The following is a 17,401-nucleotide window of genomic DNA, read 5'->3' on the forward strand; positions in this document are numbered from 1 at the left end:
TTATGTACCAGACTCGTGCGTATGCGGCATCCAGCGCTACTTCTCCCTTGGCATCCACTTCGATCCCTCGTCGCGATCCGACAGAACAAGACGTGCAGATCGAGATTCTGTACAGCGGGATCTGTCACTCCGACCTGCACATGGTTCGCAACGAGTGGCAAAGCGTGATGCCTACCGTCTATCCGATTGTCCCGGGCCACGAAATTGTCGGACGTGTTACTAAGGTCGGTTCCAGTGTGACGCGTTTCAAGCCGGGCGATCTGGCGGCGGTCGGCTGCCTGGTTGATTCCGATTTGTCGTGCCCGCAATGCCAGGCCGACCTAGAGAACCTTTGCCCTAACCAGGTCCTCACCTTCAACGGCCCGGACCATCATGGCACAGCACCGGTCACGTATGGTGGGTATTCCGATAGTATCGTTGTGAAAGAACATTTCGCGCTGCACCTGCCATCGAACCTCGATCTCTCCGGAACCGCACCGCTACTGTGTGCCGGCATCACCACCTATTCGCCACTACGTCGCTGGGGTGTTACCGCCGGCAAAAAGGTCGGCATCGTTGGCCTTGGCGGGCTCGGTCATATGGGTGTGAAGTTCTCGCATGCGTTCGGTGCCCACACGGTGGTCTTCACCACGTCGCCTCACAAAAAAGAAGATGCCCTGCGATTGGGCGCCGACGAGGTGATCTTGTCAAAAGATGCCGCTGAGATGCAGAAGCATGCCGGCACGTTCGATTTCATCCTCGACACCGTTTCGGCCGATCACGATGTGAACATGTATCTGAACATGCTGACGCATGACGGAACGATGACCATCGTCGGTGCAAACGAGAATCCGATGCAGGTCTCTGGCTTCGCTCTGCTGATGGGACGCCGCAACCTGGCGGGATCGAACATTGGCGGAATCGCCGAAACGCAAGAGATGCTCGACTACTGCGGCGAAAAGAATATCACCGCCGATGTTGAAGTCATTCCGATTCAGAAAGCCAACGAGGCGTACGAACGCCTGCTGAAATCGGACGTAAAATATCGCTTCTGCATCGACATGGCTTCGCTGAAAGAAGAATAATCCGCCAGCGACGAAAAATGATTCGATCGACAACCGTACTTTAAGTGGTCGGGCAAGCTACATGAAAGATGTTGTCCCGGTCACCGGTTATGTCGAACTGGATGGCAAACCAGTCACCGAAGGCCATGTCACTTTCACCCCGAAAGTGACGAGCAATGCCGATCCGCTCTCTTCTGGCAAAGCGGCCAGCGGAACGATCGGTAGCGACGGCAAGTTCATGCTGTCGACCTATGGCAACAACGACGGTGCAATTATTGGCGAGCACACGGTCACGTTCTTTCGGCCCGATCCGGAAGATGACGAGCAATTGGTGATGCGAAATCGCTTTATCCCCGGCGGAAAGCAAGTCGACGTCGAAGTCCCGCCGGCCGACAACGATCTGCAGATCCATCTTTATCGCAAAGGTCCGGCCGAAGTGACACGCGGTTCGTAACCACAGCGATGTAACGGAACTTTTGCGATTGTGACTCGCGACCATTTCGCACTTGATCGAGCAATCTTTTCGCATGCTTAGTCCCGCGACCTCTCCGACCGAATCCTCACACGACACACGTGCCTTGGTGTCGCGATACCAGTGGTTGCACCTCTCGTCTTCTTTCGCGTCTTTTTCGGCGTGATGATGCTTTATCACTTGTACGGCATGACGGTCGACCACCGGATTCATTTCTTCTACGTCCTGCCTGACTTTCATTTCACCTATCCAGGCTTTGCTGGGTGGAGCCTTGGCCAGGCGAAGGAATGTACTTCCATGTGGCGGTGATGTGCGTTGCCGCGACAGGAATCACGCTTGGATGCTGCTTTCGCTTGTCGTCGCTGTTGTTCTTCCTGGGATACACGCATCTATTTCTGATCGAGAAAGCCCTTTCTCAGAACCATTGCTACTTAATCTGCTTGCTCAGCGGCATCTTGTTTTTTCTGCCAGCCAATCGAGCTTGTTCCGTCGATGCCTATTTTCGCTGGGTGAAACCAAGTACTCAGGCCCCAGCGTGGACGCTTTGGCTATTGCGGCTTCAACTCGGGATACCCTATTTCTATGGGGGCCTGGCAAAGCTGAACTACGACTGGCTCAACTCGCAGCCGCTGAAGTTATGGCTGGCAACTGATCCTTCCCTTCCGACACTTCCTTTACCCCGGTGATGTCAGTTGGACTGAAGAAGGACATCACTTCGCCTGGCATATGATGCTGCGTGAGAAAGATGTTGGCATTCGCTTTTATGTTATCGCCCCGGCGACCGGCACTCGCGGTCTGGTGAAGGTCAGCGACTTTCTCAACGAGCGCCAGATCAGCCGCATGGGCAAAGATCTACAGATCTACGTTCTCAATATCGCGGCACTCAATGGCCGCAAGCCGCAACTGCTGATGGATCCGACAGTCGATTACTGCGCGGTGCAGCGAAGTTGGTTTCCGCAACCTTGGATCGTCCCGCTCGAAGAGCCTTTGCGGGCCGAAAGTTGGTCGGCACCACTCGATCAGTGGGAACAAATTCTCGACCTCGATGTCCCTTAGATGATGCGGCCAGCCCAGGTCAACACGTCATCACCCTAGCAGTTGTCTGCGGGGACGCGCAGCTCGTGCGGGTCAAATCCGCCCCTCTGAGGGGAAGCCAACTCATCAGACTTTTTTGATTAGAGAATTTGCTAAAGATCTTGGACCTTTACCCTCTCGACCCGAGAGACGAAGTGTCTAAGATTAGTCCAATGACTCGAATTGGTAGATATATCAATAATTCGCGTCCCTAACTCACCCCCCGACAATCTGCCCCCACCTTCGACGTAGCAGTGTGCTTGTTGCGTCAGCTTTGCAATCGATGTCTTGGTCGTTGCGAAGTCCGGAAAAAGCCAGCATTCTATCCGAATAGTTCTTTACAAAAACATCTGACACTATGCCTTTGCTTCGAGCTCTTACGCTGCCGAACTCGGTAATTTCGTGTAGCGTTCTTCTGATCGGGCTACTGGGATGCAACCAGTCTGCTCGCGAAATGCCCAAGCCTCCTGCGCCCACCATGACCGTAGCGCAGCCTGTTCGAAAGGAAATCGTCGAATGGGATGCCTACACCGGCCGCATGGAACCCATCGAGTTTGTTGAAGTCCGATCCCGCGTAAGTGGGTATCTGCAGTCGATTCACTTCGACGAAGGTCAGATGGTGAAGCAAGGCGACCTCTTGTTCATCATTGACCCGCGTCCCTTTGAAGCGACGCTCAATGGGGCGAAGGCTCAGCTGAGCCAGGCCAAATCCCAACTGTCCCAGGCACATGCCCAGATGGAAGAGGCAAAAGCTCAGCAAAAACAGGCTGACGCTCAAGTCCAGTTGGCGGATGCCCGCGTGAAGCGTACTCGTACGCTTCGTGTAAGCAGTGCGGTCGCCCAGGACGAACTCGATCAGCGGGAAGCCGAATTTACCCAAGCCCAAGCCAATGTTGCTTCCGCCTTGGCCAGCATCAGTTCGGCGGAAGCCGCACAGGGAACGGCTGCCGCGGCGATCGAAGCGGCCGAGGCGGCCATCGAGTCGGCTCAGCTCGATTTGAATTACACCCGGATCTATGCACCGGTCACCGGTCGCATCAGTCGCGAATACATCACCGAGGGCAACCTGGTGAGTGGCGGGACGGCGACTTCCAGCTTATTAACGACGATCGCTTCGGTTCAGCCGATCTATTGCACGTTCGACGTCAACGAACACCAGGCCCTCAAATACATTCGCCTTGCCCAGCAAGGAAAACGTAAGAGCTCGCGAGAAGCGAAGAACCCGGTCTACCTGGGCCTGTCGGACGAAGACCAGTTCCCGCACATGGGGCACATGGAGTTCGTCGACAACCGTTTTGATACCGACACCGCCAGCATGCGAGTCCGCTGCATTTTCCGGAATGAAGATCAGGTGCTCGTCCCCGGGATGTTCGGCAAGGTTCGCTTACCAGGAAGTGCCGCATACGAAGCGATCCTGATCCCCGATTCTTCCATCGGAACCGACCAGTCTTCGCAATACGTCTACATCGTTGCAGACAACAAGATCGAACGCCGCCAGGTCACGCTGGGCCCAATCGTCGATGGCTTGCGTGTGGTGCGTGAAGGTCTGACCGGCGACGAACAACTGGTAATCCAAGGTCTTCTGTTGGGTCGTCCAGGAATGGACGTCAAAACCGAGCCAGGCGAGATCGCTGTGATTGAAGATGGTCTGCCGAATACCTATCTACCGCTTCCGGCGGAGGAATGGATTTCGCCAGGTCTGACGTCGATCACCACACCAACTGAGACCTTCCAGGCGACACCGAAGAAAGCAGAGGTCGTTCAATGAAGTTTTCCCACTTCTTTATCGAACGTCCGATCTTTGCCGCGGTGCTCTCTTTTATCGTGGTTTTGGTGGGCGGCATCACCTACTTTGCCCTGCCTGTTTCGCAGTACCCTGACGTCGTTCCTCCCACGATCGTGGTGCGTGCCAGTTACCCTGGTGCGACGCCACAAGTGATCGCCGATACGGTGGCGACGCCGATCGAGCAGGAAATGAACGGCGTGGACGACATGCTATACATGGAATCGTCGTCGAGTGCCGACGGTACCATGCAGTTGACCGTGACCTTCAAACTGGGGACCGACCTCGACGATGCCCAGGTGCTGGTGCAAAACCGCGTCGCCATCGCCGAACCTCGCCTGCCTGAATCGGTCCGGCAGATCGGTGTGACCACGAGTAAACAGATTCCCGACATGCTGATGGTGGTTCACTTGAATTCGCCAGACAGCACTCGCGATCAGCTCTATATCAGTAACTACGCGTTCCTCCGAGTTCGCGACGCGCTCATGCGTTTGGACGGCGTCGGTGACGTGCGTATCGCCGGTGGTAACGAATACGCCATGCGAGTCTGGCTCGATATCGAGCGGATGACTCACCTGGGTTTGATGCCAGGTGACGTGATCTCCGCGATTCGCGGTCAGAACGTTCAAGTCGCCGCCGGTGTGATCGGTCAGCCTCCGACCAGCGATGTGGGTGCGTTCCAGTTGAACGTCACTACCCAAGGTCGTTTGAAGGATACCGAAGAGTTCGGCCAGATCATCATCAAGCGTGGTGAAGATGGTCGTGTGACGCGTCTGAGCGATGTGGCCCGCGTGGAACTGGGTGCCCAGGACTATTCGCGACTCAGCTACCTCGATGGCAAGCCAGCCGTCGCGGTGCTCGTCTATCAGCGGCCTGGTACGAATGCCGTGGACACGGCGGACCAGGTCAAGCAGGTCATGAGCGACCTGAGCCGCGACTTCCCCGTCGGTATCGGTTACGAAATCGCTTACAACCCGACCGACTTCGTCAAAGAATCGATCGACGAAGTGTTCGATACGCTTTACATCACGACCGCGTTCGTGATTTTCACGGTGTTCATCTTCCTGCATGGCTGGCGGCCGACCATTATTCCGGTCATCGCCATTCCGATCTCGCTGATTGGAACGTTCGCCCTGATGCAGGTCATGGGTGTGTCCCTGAATACCTTGTCGCTGTTCGGCTTGGTGCTGGCGATCGGGATCGTGGTGGACGACGCGATCGTGGTCGTTGAGAACGTCGAGCGTTTGATTGCCGAGGGAATGAATCCACGGGCCGCGACGCATAAAGCCATGGACGAAGTTGGTTCCGCCCTGATCGCCACCACCCTGGTGCTGATCGCGGTGTTCGTTCCGACCGTCTTCATCCCCAGCATCAGTGGTAAGTTCTATCAACAGTTCGCCATTACGATTGCGATCTCGACGGCATTCTCGACCTTTGTCTCGCTGACACTCAGCCCAGCCATGTGTGCGATCTTGCTCCGTCCGAAGAACGAAGAAAAGAAGGGCCTCGCAAAGCTGGGGGACAAACTGTTTGGCTGGTTCTTCCGCTTGTTCAACAAGACGTTCGATATCACAAGCGACGCGTATGCATGGATCATTTCGCGAATCGTGCGGGTCTCGGCATTCGTGCTGCTGCTGTACGTCGTGATGCTGGTTTGCACGTGGAAAAGCTTCGACCTGGTTCCGACCGGCTTCGTTCCGGCTATGGACCAAGGGTACTTGATCGTCGCCATTCGTCTGCCCGATGGTGCGGCATTGTCGCGAACCGACGTCGTCACTCGAAAGGTGGCCGAACTCGGCGGTAAGATCGATGGCGTGGCTCACTCGGTCGGTATCGCCGGTTTGTCGGGTTCGACCTTCACGATCAGCCCGAACGCCGCCGTGTCGTTCCTTCCGCTGGAAGACTCGAAAGAACGTGGTGCCCGCGGGCGAACGGCCAACGCGATTGTCGCCGACCTGCGGCAGGCCGTTTCTTCGATCAACGAGGCCGAGATCTTCGTCATTCCACCTCCGCCGGTCCGTGGTATCGGCCGTGGTGGCGGTTACAAGATGTATCTCCAAGACCAAAGTGGTGCTGGGATCGATGCGTTGGACCTAGTGACGCAGCGTATGGTTGCCGAAGCCAATCAGCAGCCTGGCCTGGTTCAGGTGTACTCGAACTATCGCTTGAGCGTTCCTCAGATTTACGCCGACGTGGATCGTACGAAGGCAGAAATGCTGGACGTGCCGGTCGGGAATGTCTTCGAGGCGTTACAGGTTTACCTTGGTTCGCTCTATGTAAACGACTTCAACTTCCTGGGACGAACCTATCGTGTGACCGCTCAGGCGGAGCCTGAGTTCCGCGATGAAGCGAGCGACATTATGCAACTTCGCACGCGGAGTGCTCGCGGCGCAAGCGTTTCGCTCGGTTCGCTGGTGAACGTGAAGACCGTTACCGGTCCCGACCGCCTGGTGCGATTCAACCTCTACCCAGCCGCCGACCTCAATGGCGACACAGTGGCAGGTTTCAGTACCGGTCAATCGCTCGACACGATGGAACAGTTGGCTCAGACCACCCTTCCACCAGGTTTTGGTTATGCATGGACCGATATCGCTTACCAGGAACGCCAAGCAGGCAACACGATTGTCTACTTGTTCCCGTTGGCGGTGTTATTCGTGTTCCTGACGCTGGCCGCGCAGTACGAAAGCTGGTTGCTTCCACTGGCGATCATTTTGATCGTTCCGCTTTGTTTGCTGTTTGCCCTAATCGGGATTTGGTTCCGAGGGATGGACAACAACATCCTGACGCAGATCGGCTTTATCGTTCTCGTGGGTCTGGCTTGTAAGAATGCGATTCTGATCGTCGAGTTCGCGAAAGCGGAAGAAGACGCCGGCAAGAATCGCTTCGAGGCCGCCGTCGAAGCATGTCGTCTGCGTCTGCGTCCGATTTTGATGACTGCTTTCTCGTTTATCCTCGGGGTGATTCCGCTGCTGATCGCAACGGGGGCTGGGTTCGAGATGCGTCGCGTGCTCGGAACCGCGGTGTTCGCAGGCATGCTGGGCGTGACCTTGTTCGGTCTATTCCTGACGCCCGTCTTCTACGTGGTGCTTCGCCGGTTCGCGCAGAAGAAGACGCCGGAAGCCGAAACAACTGCGACCCCAGCACCGGCAGTCGCCGAAGCGAAGTAGTCCATTCGCTCAGACCATCGTCTGACCGATGCATTAACAATAAGAGGAGGCCCCAAGAACGCTTGGGGCCTCCTCTTATTTTGTTTTGGTAATGCGCGAATTTAGCGTGCGTCTTCCAGCGTTTGCTCGAGATCGGTCTTCAGTGAACGCATGTAAGCTCGCCACTGGCCATCGAGGGCTTGCTTGTCTTTGCCGAACACCTTGTCGAAGACCTTCTGCAGCTCTTCCGGCGTGGTGTGCGTCGCCTTCGGCATCTTGCCCAATTCCCGGTAGTATTCGATCAGCTTGTCGAAGTGTTTGTCCATCAGGAAGTGAGTCAACGCCCAGGCCTGACCATAACCGTGTAGCGTCGAGAAGTTATTCGCCGCACGCGTGAAGATCTGATCAGAGGCAATGAAGTCGATGTTCGAGATGTTGCGGATCGGAGCCAGCTCGCGATACCAACCCAATCGCTCCGCATTGACCGCACCGATACCGCTCCACGCGGCTTGCTTCGGTGACTCGAAATAAGTTGCCAGACCTTCCGCAGCCCAAACCGGCACCGGGGCATTGCCTGGCATCAGTCCCGTATTGGCAGCAAGCTGATGGGTCGCTTCGTGGCTAACCACTTCGATGTCCAGGTTCTCACGTTTCACTTCAATCAACAAACTAAGCGTATCAGCGAAGCGAATCACGTCCGCCAGACCGCCGATTTTCCGGCGCACGATCTCGTCGCGCTGGCTTTGAATACGCTTATTCAGCATGTTCAGCACCTCGAACGATTGATCCGTGCCTTGGTCGTAGAAGACAGCAACATTGTCAATGCGATGGAAGAAGCCCGCCGCCGAAGCGAGGTCTGGCCCCAGCAAATTGACGAACTGGAGATACTCGCTATGCTCGGCGAACAGCACCACCATCAGCAGTTTGTCTGGCACATCCAGCTCGACACCCTCCAGGCAGAACTTCATCAGGAAGCTCTCGTAAACGGTCTCGAGCAGTTCCAGGCGTTCCTCGGCTCGGGTCTTGCCAGTGCGGCGATCTTTCTTGTCGCCGGTGTCGTGCAGAAGCAGGAAGTGCTTGCTTCGCAGAAAGCTCATGTCGGCGCGGTTCTTGGTGAAGTCGCGCATGATCTTTTCCTGAGCCGGATCAATCGGAACTGGCTTGGTGATCTTCATCTTCAGATCGACCAGCTTCTTCACCCGGTCGTCATTCGGATCGATCTCCCATGCTGCTTTACAGGCCTGATAGAAGATGTCGAGCTTACCCACACGCAACGCATGACGGGCCGCATCCAGACAACCAGAAAGATCACCGGCCGCCTTGGCCGAGTTCAATTGGTTGACCGCTTGCGATTGCACCGACGGGACTTTGAAGATCTTCACGTCCGATGCGTTCATGTACAAGTTGCCGAACGTCGAATGACGAAACGTCACCGTCGCCCCGGGGTTCACCGACGCACGGCCTTGCAGAATGAAGACCAGATCGGTGCCAGGAACGTTGTACAGAACCAGATCAGCGAAAGCAGAAGAAACGCATACCAGCCCCAGAATCAGGCTGAAGATCGAGCGAGCAATCATAAAAACTCTGCCGGGGAAAAGTGAGTCCGGGTGAGTAGATACCACCCGGATTATGCCCGTTGAACGGAGGGTTCGCAAAACAAACTTTGCGACTTTCATTTGATTGCTCAAGGATCGTCCGCCAAACATTCCGGTTCTTTCGATCACACCGATCAACGTCGACCGGCACAAAAACAGTACTTTTTAAAGACCCGAACTTTCACTTGAAAACCTTGGCAATCGGTCAAGCAAAATCGATCTGCCAGCAAGAAACAACGCCGGGCAGCGCTGCATGGTGCTAACGCTGCCCGGTCTCGTTATCGCTTTCAACTCGAAGTGCGAACGCGTTATGCGCCGTACTTAGGGTTATAGACCATCGATTCGATCCATCCACGGATGTCTTCCGGGCGTTCGACGGTGGCATCGCCTTGGTCGAAGATGAACTCAGCAACGCGAGCCGCCGTGGTGATTTCGGTCTCGAGGATCGAATCTTGGCGTGGAAACAACATGCCATGCTTGCGATCGGACTGGCTGACCTGATCGGCACTTCCGTGGGCAGCGGCGATAAAGGTCGCGTCGGTGATCCGTTTGGGCCGGGTCGCGTAAACCGCCATACCCACCGCCGGGAAGATATAGAAGTTGTTGGCCTGGCCAGGATGGAACTTCTTGGCGTTCAGCATCACGTCGTCAAACTGCACACCTGCAGCGACTAACGCCGCTCCATTGGTCCACTTATAGATCTGCTCGGCAGTTGCTTCCGCATGATCGGTGGGATTGCTCAGCGGGAAGATGATCGGGCGATCGCACTTGCCATACATCGCCTTCACCACACCTTCAGTAAACAGTCCGCCAACCGTGCTGACGCCAATCAAGATGGTTGGCTTAACGTGCTTCACGGCCTCTTCCAAGCGACGAATCGGCTTATCTTGTCGGGCATAAACCTTCTGTGAATCGCTCAGGTCTTTGCGGCTCGAGACTAACAGACCGTTCTCGTCGAACATGGTGATCTTCGTGCGAGCTTCCGCTTCCCCCAGACCTTGCTGAACCATCGCTTCGACCATCATGTTGGCGATCCCGATCCCGGCCGAGCCGGCACCCGCGAACAAGATACGCTGGTCACTCAGTGGTTCCTTCTTGATCTGCAGAGCCGTAATCAGCCCGGCCAGGGCGACGCTTGCGGTGCCCTGAATGTCGTCGTTATAGACGAGATACTTGTCTTGATAGCGATGCAACAGGCGGATCGCATCGGAACCTTTCCAGTCCTCGAAGTGAACACAAACGCCAGGAAAAACTTCGTTGGCCGCTTCCATGAAGGCATCGACGATCGAGTCAACTTCATCTGGCGTCGGTGGAGCTTCGCGAAGCCCCAAGTACAGCGGATCGGCTCGCAAGGCGGCGTTCGAGGTACCGATGTCGAGATGAATTGGTAGCAAAACCTCGGGAGGCACCCCAGCACAAGCCGTGTATAGCTGCAGCTTGCCAATCGGAATCGGGGCACCGTTCACGCCGATATCGCCCAATCCCAGAATTCGCCCGCCACTGGTCACGCAAATGAAGCGGACATCTTTGTTCGGCCAATTCTTCAGCACGGTGGCAAAGTGATTCTTCATCCGCTTGTTCAAGTACATCCCCTGCGGGCGACGGAACAAGTGACCATACCCAAGGCACGCATCGGCGATCGTCGGATCATAGACAATCGGAATGAAGCGGGCCGGATCGCTCATCAGCGTGGCATAGAACAACGTCTGGTTTCGCTCGACCAGATCTTGCAGATAAACATAACGTTCCAGATCGTTCGGCTTGGCATCCAGTTGGCCAAGAACGCGCTCGATTTGGCGTTCGAGCGTGTCGACGCCCGATGGCAGTAACCCTTCCAGTCCAAACGAGTAACGTTGTTCTTCTGTGAAGGCGGTCCCCTGATTGCTGAGAGGATCGTTCAAAACGGCAAACTGGCTGGCGCTGTCCATGGTCGGTTCCGGGTGATTAGCGAAGACATTAGTCAACGCGCAAGACTAGCCCAGGCTATCGGGCAAGCAAGTTTCATCACCCACATCCCGACCGGGGTAAGGGTTGTAGCGGTTGGGTGCCGGGGAAGGATCGTGCTTGGCATGCCCTTCTTTTTGGGCCAACCTCCCCCACTGCGTAGCAGCTTCGGGGGTGAATTTTTGTACCTGGTTCCAGCGGACAACCGGCCTATCGGAGTGGGCAACGCTCAAACTCGAGCCTGCCCGAATCGCAAATTTATATTGGCGGGCCGATTCGATTGCTTTAGACTGAGTGTTACCTGCCCCAACGCCCCCTTCGGTTCATCTGCCGTTCCCCGCAGATACCTCGTGAACCTGCCTGCCTTTCGTGGTCTGTTGCCTTATGTCGATCCCATCGAAGACAACTTGCCGGATCCTTTGCGTGATCTTGCTATGCGCCAGTATCCACGCCGCTTCTGCGGCAGAAGTGGACCCTGCCGCAGAAGCGGAACTTCCCAGCCTCGAACAGTTAAAGCAAACGGGCCTGACCCGATCCAGATTTCACTCGACAGCAAATGGCCCCAAGGCCCTGCCGGCCGATGGCAAGCCTCCGGAAGCCGACCTGAAAACCTTTCAGGACAAGATCAAGCCGCTGCTAACCCAATACTGCTACGACTGCCACGGCGCCGATGCGATGGAAGGCAACTTCCAGGTTTCAAGCCTCGACCCTGACATCTTGAAGGGAAAAGACACCGAGTGGTGGGCGGAAGTATTCTCGGTGGTGACCAAAGGCGAGATGCCGCCGCCAGACGATATGGACATGGACGAAGCGGACCGACGCGTGGTGGTCGATTGGCTGTCGCGGGAACTCGAAGCCGCCTCGATCGTTCGTCGGCAATCAGGTTCACACTCGGCGTTTCGTCGCCTGACGCGTTACGAATACAACTACGCCCTGCAAGACTTGCTGGGGCTGCCGTGGGACTTCGCCAAAGACCTGCCGCCGGAACCTCATTCCGAAGAAGGTTTCGAGAACAGCTCGGATCTGCTGCATGTTTCGGTTTCGCAGTTTGAAACCTATCATCGCCTGGCTCGCGAAGCGCTCGACAAAGCGACCGTCTCGGGTCCGCGTCCTGAGCCGATCTATTGGGGCATCTCGATGAAGCAAGCGGCCGAACGCGAGTTCAAGCAGCAAGATCAACAGGTCGCTAAAGCGAAGAAAGAACACAAAGACAATCCCGAGAAGCTGGCGGAAGAACTAGCGAAGCTGGAAAAGAACGCCAAGCAAACCTTCCGTACGCCTTACTATCAGCAGTTGTCGACCGGACGCACCGCCCAGGCCGAATGGGCTTATTACGGTGCCAGGTACGCGTTCGCCCCGATCAAAACGAAAGCGGAGTTCCCGGAAGACTACGACCATGTCGCGATCTTGCCTGGAGGCCAACGCCGCAACATCGTGGTCGAACTAGGCAATCAGATTCCGGACGAAGGCACGATGAGGGTCACCGTCCGGGCTTCGCGTGTTGGCAAGGAAGATAAGAACTTCCCCAGCCTGCAACTATTGTTCGGCTGGCAAGCAAGCAACGAAGGCCGAGCCCTGCAGCGAGTCAGCGAAGCCGATGTTCCTATCACCGCTACGCCCGATGCACCACAGATCGTGCAGTGGGAGTTCCCGCTCAGCGAGATCTATCCCCGAAACTCGGTTCGTAAGACTTCGCCGATGGGGCATACGCCGAGCCCTTCCGAGTACATTCGCATCGCCAACAGTGCGGCGTCGGCCAGTGATATTCAAATCGACTACGTTTGCGTCGAAGCCCCCGTCTACGAGCAGTGGCCACCAAAATCGCATCAGCAGATCTTTTTTGAGAGCGAAAACTCTGGTGACGAGACGGCTTATGCCCGCGAGATCATCACGCGCTTCATGACTCGGGCATGGCGTCGTCCTCCGAGCCCGGCGGAAGTCGATCGGAAGCTCAAGCTGTTTGCCGTGATGCGACCACAGTGCGAACGCTTCGAGGACGCAGTTCTGGAAGTGCTGGCGACCGTTTTGTCTTCGCCCCAGTTCCTGTATGTTGCTCAGGCTAGTCCGCACGAGGCTGCCCCAATCGATGAAGCCAATGCGCAGCAAAACGCCCGTTTGGCAACTCGGCTGGCCCTGTTTTTGTGGTGCAGTTTGCCCGACGATGAACTGATAGAGGTCGCCTCGAGTGGCAAGCTGACCGACCCGGACATTCTTTCCGCTCAGGTCGATCGGATGTTGGCCGATCCTCGTAGCGAGCGATTTTCGGAGCACTTCGTCAATCAATGGCTCAATTTGGAGTTGCTCGGGTTCGTTAGCTTCAAAGGGCTCGACCCGCTGCTGAAAGAAGCGATGCAGCACGAACCGGTCGCGTTGTTTGAGGAAGTGATGGCCAACGACGCGAGCATTCTCGACTTCTTGCATGCAGACTATGCAGTCGTTAACGAACGCCTCGCCCGGCATTACGGCTTGAAGAATGTCTACGGTAACGAATTTCGCCGAGTCGATCTCGAAACGAATGTTCCCCGTGGCGGTCTGCTCACCCAGTCAGGCGTGCTGGCGATGAACTCCGACTTCCCCGATTCGCATCCATTGAAACGAGCCATCTGGCTCTTGGAATGTATCCTGGCCGATCCCCCTCCCCCGCCACCACCTGCGGTTCCTCAAATCGACCTGGCAAATCCGGAGATCGCGAAGATGACGCTGCGGGAGCGAATGGAAGATCACCGCAGTCAGGCCGCTTGCAAATCATGTCACGTGAAGATCGATCCTTGGGGGCTCGCCTTCGAGAACTTCGACGCCCTTGGTAAATGGCGAGACGACATCCGTGGCAAACCAGTCGATGCATCGAGCGAGCTATTCAACGGCGAGACGCTGGAGGGCATGGAAGGACTGAAACGCTTTCTGCTCGACAATCGCCAAGATCAGTTCGTTGAAGCAACCGTCCGCAAACTGGCGACGTTTGGTCTCGGGCGTCCACTAGGTTTCGAGGATCGGGCCGAGATCGATACCATCACTGCCCAGATACGCCAGCAAGGTGATGGCCTGCGGACCGTTGTCCAGACGATCGTTCACAGCGACCTGTTTTTGTCGGAATAACTTATCCCCGAAGCATGCACCAGCGTGCGACCATCGCGAAGCAAGAGAAGCAAATCATGGGATTGAATTTGAACAAGCTTGATCGACGACGTTTCCTACGGGGAAGTGGTTTCGCCTTGGCTTTGCCGCTGTTCGGCTCGCTGCTTCCGCAGAACCTGCTGGCAGATCCGGCGGTTAATAATCCGAAACGCCTGGGATGCTTTTACTTTCCCGATGGCGTTCCAATGCCGTTGCCGGAAGATCCATCCTATCAAGAGTGGGCCTGGTTTCCGCATGGTGGCGGCACCGAATTCACGTTCACCAACTGCATGACGCCGCTCGAATCGCTGAAGGGGGACCTGACCGTCTTCTCAGGCTTCTCGCACCCGCAGTCCCGTAGCGTGCATGGGCATAACAACGCGGATCAGTTCCTCACCGGCGCTTACATCGGTGGCGGCGACAAGGAATACAAAAACACGATCTCGCTCGATCAGGAATACGTTAAGTATGTCGGCGATAAGACCCGTGTCGCTTCGCTGGTGATGTCGACCGACGGCGGGACCGGCACGGCTCGCGGTACACATACGATCTCCTTCGATCGCAACGGTCGCCCGATTCCGGCAGAGCATCGCCCGAAGCAAATCTTCGACATGTTGTTCGTGAAGAAGAACAACGACTCGGCTCGGCGGCTTGCCTTGAGTGACAGTGCCCTCGACGAAATGCTGGCCGATGCCCAGTCGCTGCGAAAGACACTCAGCAAAGAAGATCAACACAGCCTCGACGAGTACCTCGACTCAGTCCGTCAGGCCGAACTGAAAGTCGATAAGGCGAAGCAGTGGCTGAGTGTTCCACTGCCAACGGTCGATCGCGAGCAACTCAATCTGGAACTTACGACTGAGCATCCTCGCGAATACCTGCAGACGATGTTCGAGCTGATTTACCTCGCTTATAAAACCGACACCACGCGCGTGGCAACCTATCAAATCGGTCGCGAAAATGGCGTCGGTCGCAGCGATCATCTGGCCCGGGCCATCGGTTTCAATCTGGCCCATCAGCTTTCGCACGAAACGAAGAACCCCAATGGCTGGAAGAACTTCGGCCTTTATTGCCAGTTCCTCAACGAAGAATTCGGGCGATTCGTCGGCAAGCTGAAAGAGAACCCAGAGCCTGCCGGCACCGGCTGCATGCTCGACAACACGCTGCTGCTGATGGGCTCGGCTTCGAGTGCGTTCCACTTGTCGCGGAACTATCCGATCATTTTGGCCGGCGGTAAACAGATGGGTCTGAAGCATGGTCAGTACATCAACAACGCTGGCATGAACTTCCAGGGTGGTCCTTGGCTGGGCAAGCGCGAGCCATGGCAAGATCAAGCGAAGGGGAGTGACCTGCCGCTGTCGAACTTGTACGTCACCATGCTCCAGCGATTGGGCGTCTCGGCCGAATCGTTCGCCGATAGCACCGGTGTGATCGAAGGCATCTAACTTCCGCCTTCGTTTCGCTATCGTTGATGGCACTACCAACCAGGTCGCGTGGCACACAGCTAGCGACCTTATCTACCGATAGGCTTGCCCAAAATAAGCCTTGAAACCGTTGCCGGAGGCTGGCAAGATCGCCCCCTCAAAATCGGCTTAATGCTGACAATCCGCAATGTCGATAGTCATTCGGGGGCAACAGACAACACAGATGAGCGGCACGCAATGGTTGCGGGGCTGGCTATCTGCGGTGGAGACCAGAATGCAGCGTCGTCTATTTCTTTCTTACCTGACCGGTTCGCTTTGCATCGGCCCGACAGCGTGCCTTTTAAGTGGATGCGGAACGCTGATTCATACCGAGCGTGTCGGCCAACCTCACACGCACCAGATCGACTGGAAGATCGTCGCCCTCGATGGTTTGGGCATGCTGCTCTTCTTCGTCCCTGGCGTGATCGCATTCGCGGTCGACTTCTATACCGGGGCGATCTACATTCCTTACGACGAATACCACGGGCCTTATCCGGCACCTGGTCCGGCCAGCACTCCGCAGCCGACCTGGGGACCACCACCAAGCGTGCCGGTCACGACCCAGCAGACCACTGCCGCACCGACTCCGGCAGGCGTCGCTCCGGCTAACGGCCCTTCGTTACAACCGCCAGGCAATTCGGTCTCGACCGTCTGGAGCCCAGAACTTGGCCTCCGCCGGGTGGAAGTCCCTCGTGATCAGCTCGATCCGCAGTCGCTGGAACAGGTCGTCTCGATGCAGATCGGCCGTCCCGTTTCACTACAAGATCCGAGCGTGCGAATGAGCGATCTGGCTCAGATCGAATCGTTCCAGGACCAACGTCGTACGCACGAAGAAGATCGTTCGTTCGGCTCGAACATCCGACGCTTCTTCGACCGCTTCCAGCAAGCGTAACGCTTCCATTGGCCAGCATCTTGGGGGCAACAGATTCCCTGGAAAAGTTGCCCCGATTTCTAGAGGCGTCCTAGAACTTTCTTCGCATACCCCCAAATCTGACGTAAATTTGGTCGCTGGGGGTCGGGCGCGACGGGCGTTGGACCGGGCATCGGTTCTTACCGGAACGCACTAGGTTTTTGCCTGCGTTCTGTCAACCTTTCGCGGTGGAAAGCTCGCTCATGAATCGCCTGACAACCTACCTGCTTTGTTCGCTCGCCTTGGTAGTTGTGGGCGGAATCGGCCTCGCTTGGGCACATGAAGATGGCATCTTGAAGGTGACCGTCGTTGCGAAGTCGATTGACTCGTGGGACGGCAAGCCACTGCCTAAGTACCCTGAAGGTCAGCCAGAAATTACGATTCTGCGGATCGTCATTCCAGCCGGCGAACGAACGCCACTGCACACCCACAGCGTCATCAACGCCGGCGTCATGCTTCGCGGCGAACTGGTCGTCCACATGGAAGGTGGCGGCACCAAGACGCTGAAGGAAGGGGACTCGCTGATCGAATTGGTCAACAAGCCACACTGGGGTCAGAACGACACTGAAGCCGATGCCGAGATCCTGGTCTTCTACGCCGGCATCCAAGGCAAATCAAACACGCACACCGTGGAAGAGCACGTCCATCCGTAGCGGGAGCGGCCCGGGACTGTCGCCGACCGCAATGCGTTCTTCGTCCTGGAATGACTCATTACCCAGCTTAGTGCCTTTACGCGTGATGTTGTCGCCCGGCGGTGGCTCCGCTTGTGGATCTTTGCCTTGCCATACGGCCTCTCCAAGTCGGAACGAACGCGTGATCAAAGCTAGGTGGCCATCACCACGAGAATCTGCGGAGAAGTC

The 17,401-nt window shown here is 56.4% G+C and carries 13 protein-coding genes; 11 read left to right on the plus strand and 2 right to left on the minus strand.

Annotated features, from left to right (window positions below; translation table 11 throughout):
- The first annotated feature begins 2 nt into the window (after positions 1–2).
- From ABD890_RS22100 to ABD890_RS22130, 7 genes are all read left to right on the plus strand, one after another.
- Positions 3–1,064 carry an NAD(P)-dependent alcohol dehydrogenase gene (locus ABD890_RS22100; protein ID WP_345094646.1) on the plus strand — a complete coding sequence of 354 codons (1,062 nt, stop codon included), beginning with the start codon at positions 3–5 and terminating at the stop codon, positions 1,062–1,064.
- Between the two features lie 61 nt (positions 1,065–1,125).
- Positions 1,126–1,497, plus strand: a complete 372-nt coding sequence (locus ABD890_RS22105; RefSeq protein WP_345094648.1) for a hypothetical protein — start codon at positions 1,126–1,128, stop codon at positions 1,495–1,497.
- A gap of 141 nt (positions 1,498–1,638) precedes the next feature.
- Positions 1,639–1,824, plus strand: a complete 186-nt coding sequence (locus tag ABD890_RS22110; RefSeq protein ID WP_345094650.1) for a hypothetical protein — start codon at positions 1,639–1,641, stop codon at positions 1,822–1,824.
- Entirely contained in the window at positions 1,803–2,201 is a 399-nt protein-coding gene (locus ABD890_RS22115; protein ID WP_345094652.1) for an HTTM domain-containing protein, read from the plus strand. The genes ABD890_RS22110 and ABD890_RS22115 overlap by 22 nt, the downstream gene beginning before the upstream one ends.
- Entirely contained in the window at positions 2,167–2,571 is a 405-nt protein-coding gene (locus tag ABD890_RS22120; protein WP_345095067.1) for an HTTM domain-containing protein, read from the plus strand. Before ABD890_RS22115 ends, ABD890_RS22120 begins: the two co-directional genes overlap by 35 nt.
- Positions 2,572–3,043: 472 nt before the next feature.
- The gene (locus ABD890_RS22125) at positions 3,044–4,357 is read left to right on the plus strand and encodes an efflux RND transporter periplasmic adaptor subunit (RefSeq protein WP_345094654.1); all 1,314 of its coding nucleotides are present in this window, start codon (positions 3,044–3,046) and stop codon (positions 4,355–4,357) included.
- Complete coding sequence (locus ABD890_RS22130) at positions 4,354–7,539, plus strand: efflux RND transporter permease subunit (RefSeq protein WP_345094656.1); 3,186 nt, start codon at positions 4,354–4,356, stop codon at positions 7,537–7,539. The genes ABD890_RS22125 and ABD890_RS22130 overlap by 4 nt, the downstream gene beginning before the upstream one ends.
- A 101-nt stretch (positions 7,540–7,640) precedes the next feature.
- Here ABD890_RS22130 and ABD890_RS22135 read toward each other — a convergent pair whose 3' ends face one another.
- Positions 7,641–9,095 (minus strand): DUF1570 domain-containing protein, encoded by a 1,455-nt coding sequence (locus ABD890_RS22135; RefSeq protein WP_345094657.1) that lies wholly within the window; start codon positions 9,093–9,095, stop codon positions 7,641–7,643.
- Positions 9,096–9,421: 326 nt separating this feature from the next.
- On the minus strand, positions 9,422–11,041 hold the full coding sequence (locus tag ABD890_RS22140; RefSeq protein ID WP_345094659.1) for an NAD-dependent malic enzyme: 1,620 nt from the start codon (positions 11,039–11,041) through the stop codon (positions 9,422–9,424).
- A gap of 400 nt (positions 11,042–11,441) precedes the next feature.
- Between ABD890_RS22140 and ABD890_RS22145 the strand changes: the two genes are divergently transcribed.
- From ABD890_RS22145 to ABD890_RS22160, 4 genes are all read left to right on the plus strand, one after another.
- Positions 11,442–14,153, plus strand: coding sequence for a DUF1592 domain-containing protein (locus ABD890_RS22145; protein ID WP_345094661.1), 2,712 nt, complete (start codon positions 11,442–11,444; stop codon positions 14,151–14,153).
- 56 nt (positions 14,154–14,209) lie between these two features.
- Positions 14,210–15,613, plus strand: a complete 1,404-nt coding sequence (locus ABD890_RS22150; protein ID WP_345094663.1) for a DUF1552 domain-containing protein — start codon at positions 14,210–14,212, stop codon at positions 15,611–15,613.
- Between the two features lie 253 nt (positions 15,614–15,866).
- Positions 15,867–16,523 (plus strand): hypothetical protein, encoded by a 657-nt coding sequence (locus tag ABD890_RS22155; protein ID WP_345094664.1) that lies wholly within the window; start codon positions 15,867–15,869, stop codon positions 16,521–16,523.
- A gap of 221 nt (positions 16,524–16,744) precedes the next feature.
- The gene (locus tag ABD890_RS22160) at positions 16,745–17,194 is read left to right on the plus strand and encodes a cupin domain-containing protein (RefSeq protein WP_345094666.1); all 450 of its coding nucleotides are present in this window, start codon (positions 16,745–16,747) and stop codon (positions 17,192–17,194) included.
- The last annotated feature ends 207 nt before the right edge of the window (positions 17,195–17,401 follow it).

Origin of the sequence: Bremerella cremea, assembly GCF_039541315.1 — a bacterium.
Taxonomy (GTDB): Bacteria; Planctomycetota; Planctomycetia; order Pirellulales; family Pirellulaceae; genus Bremerella; species Bremerella cremea.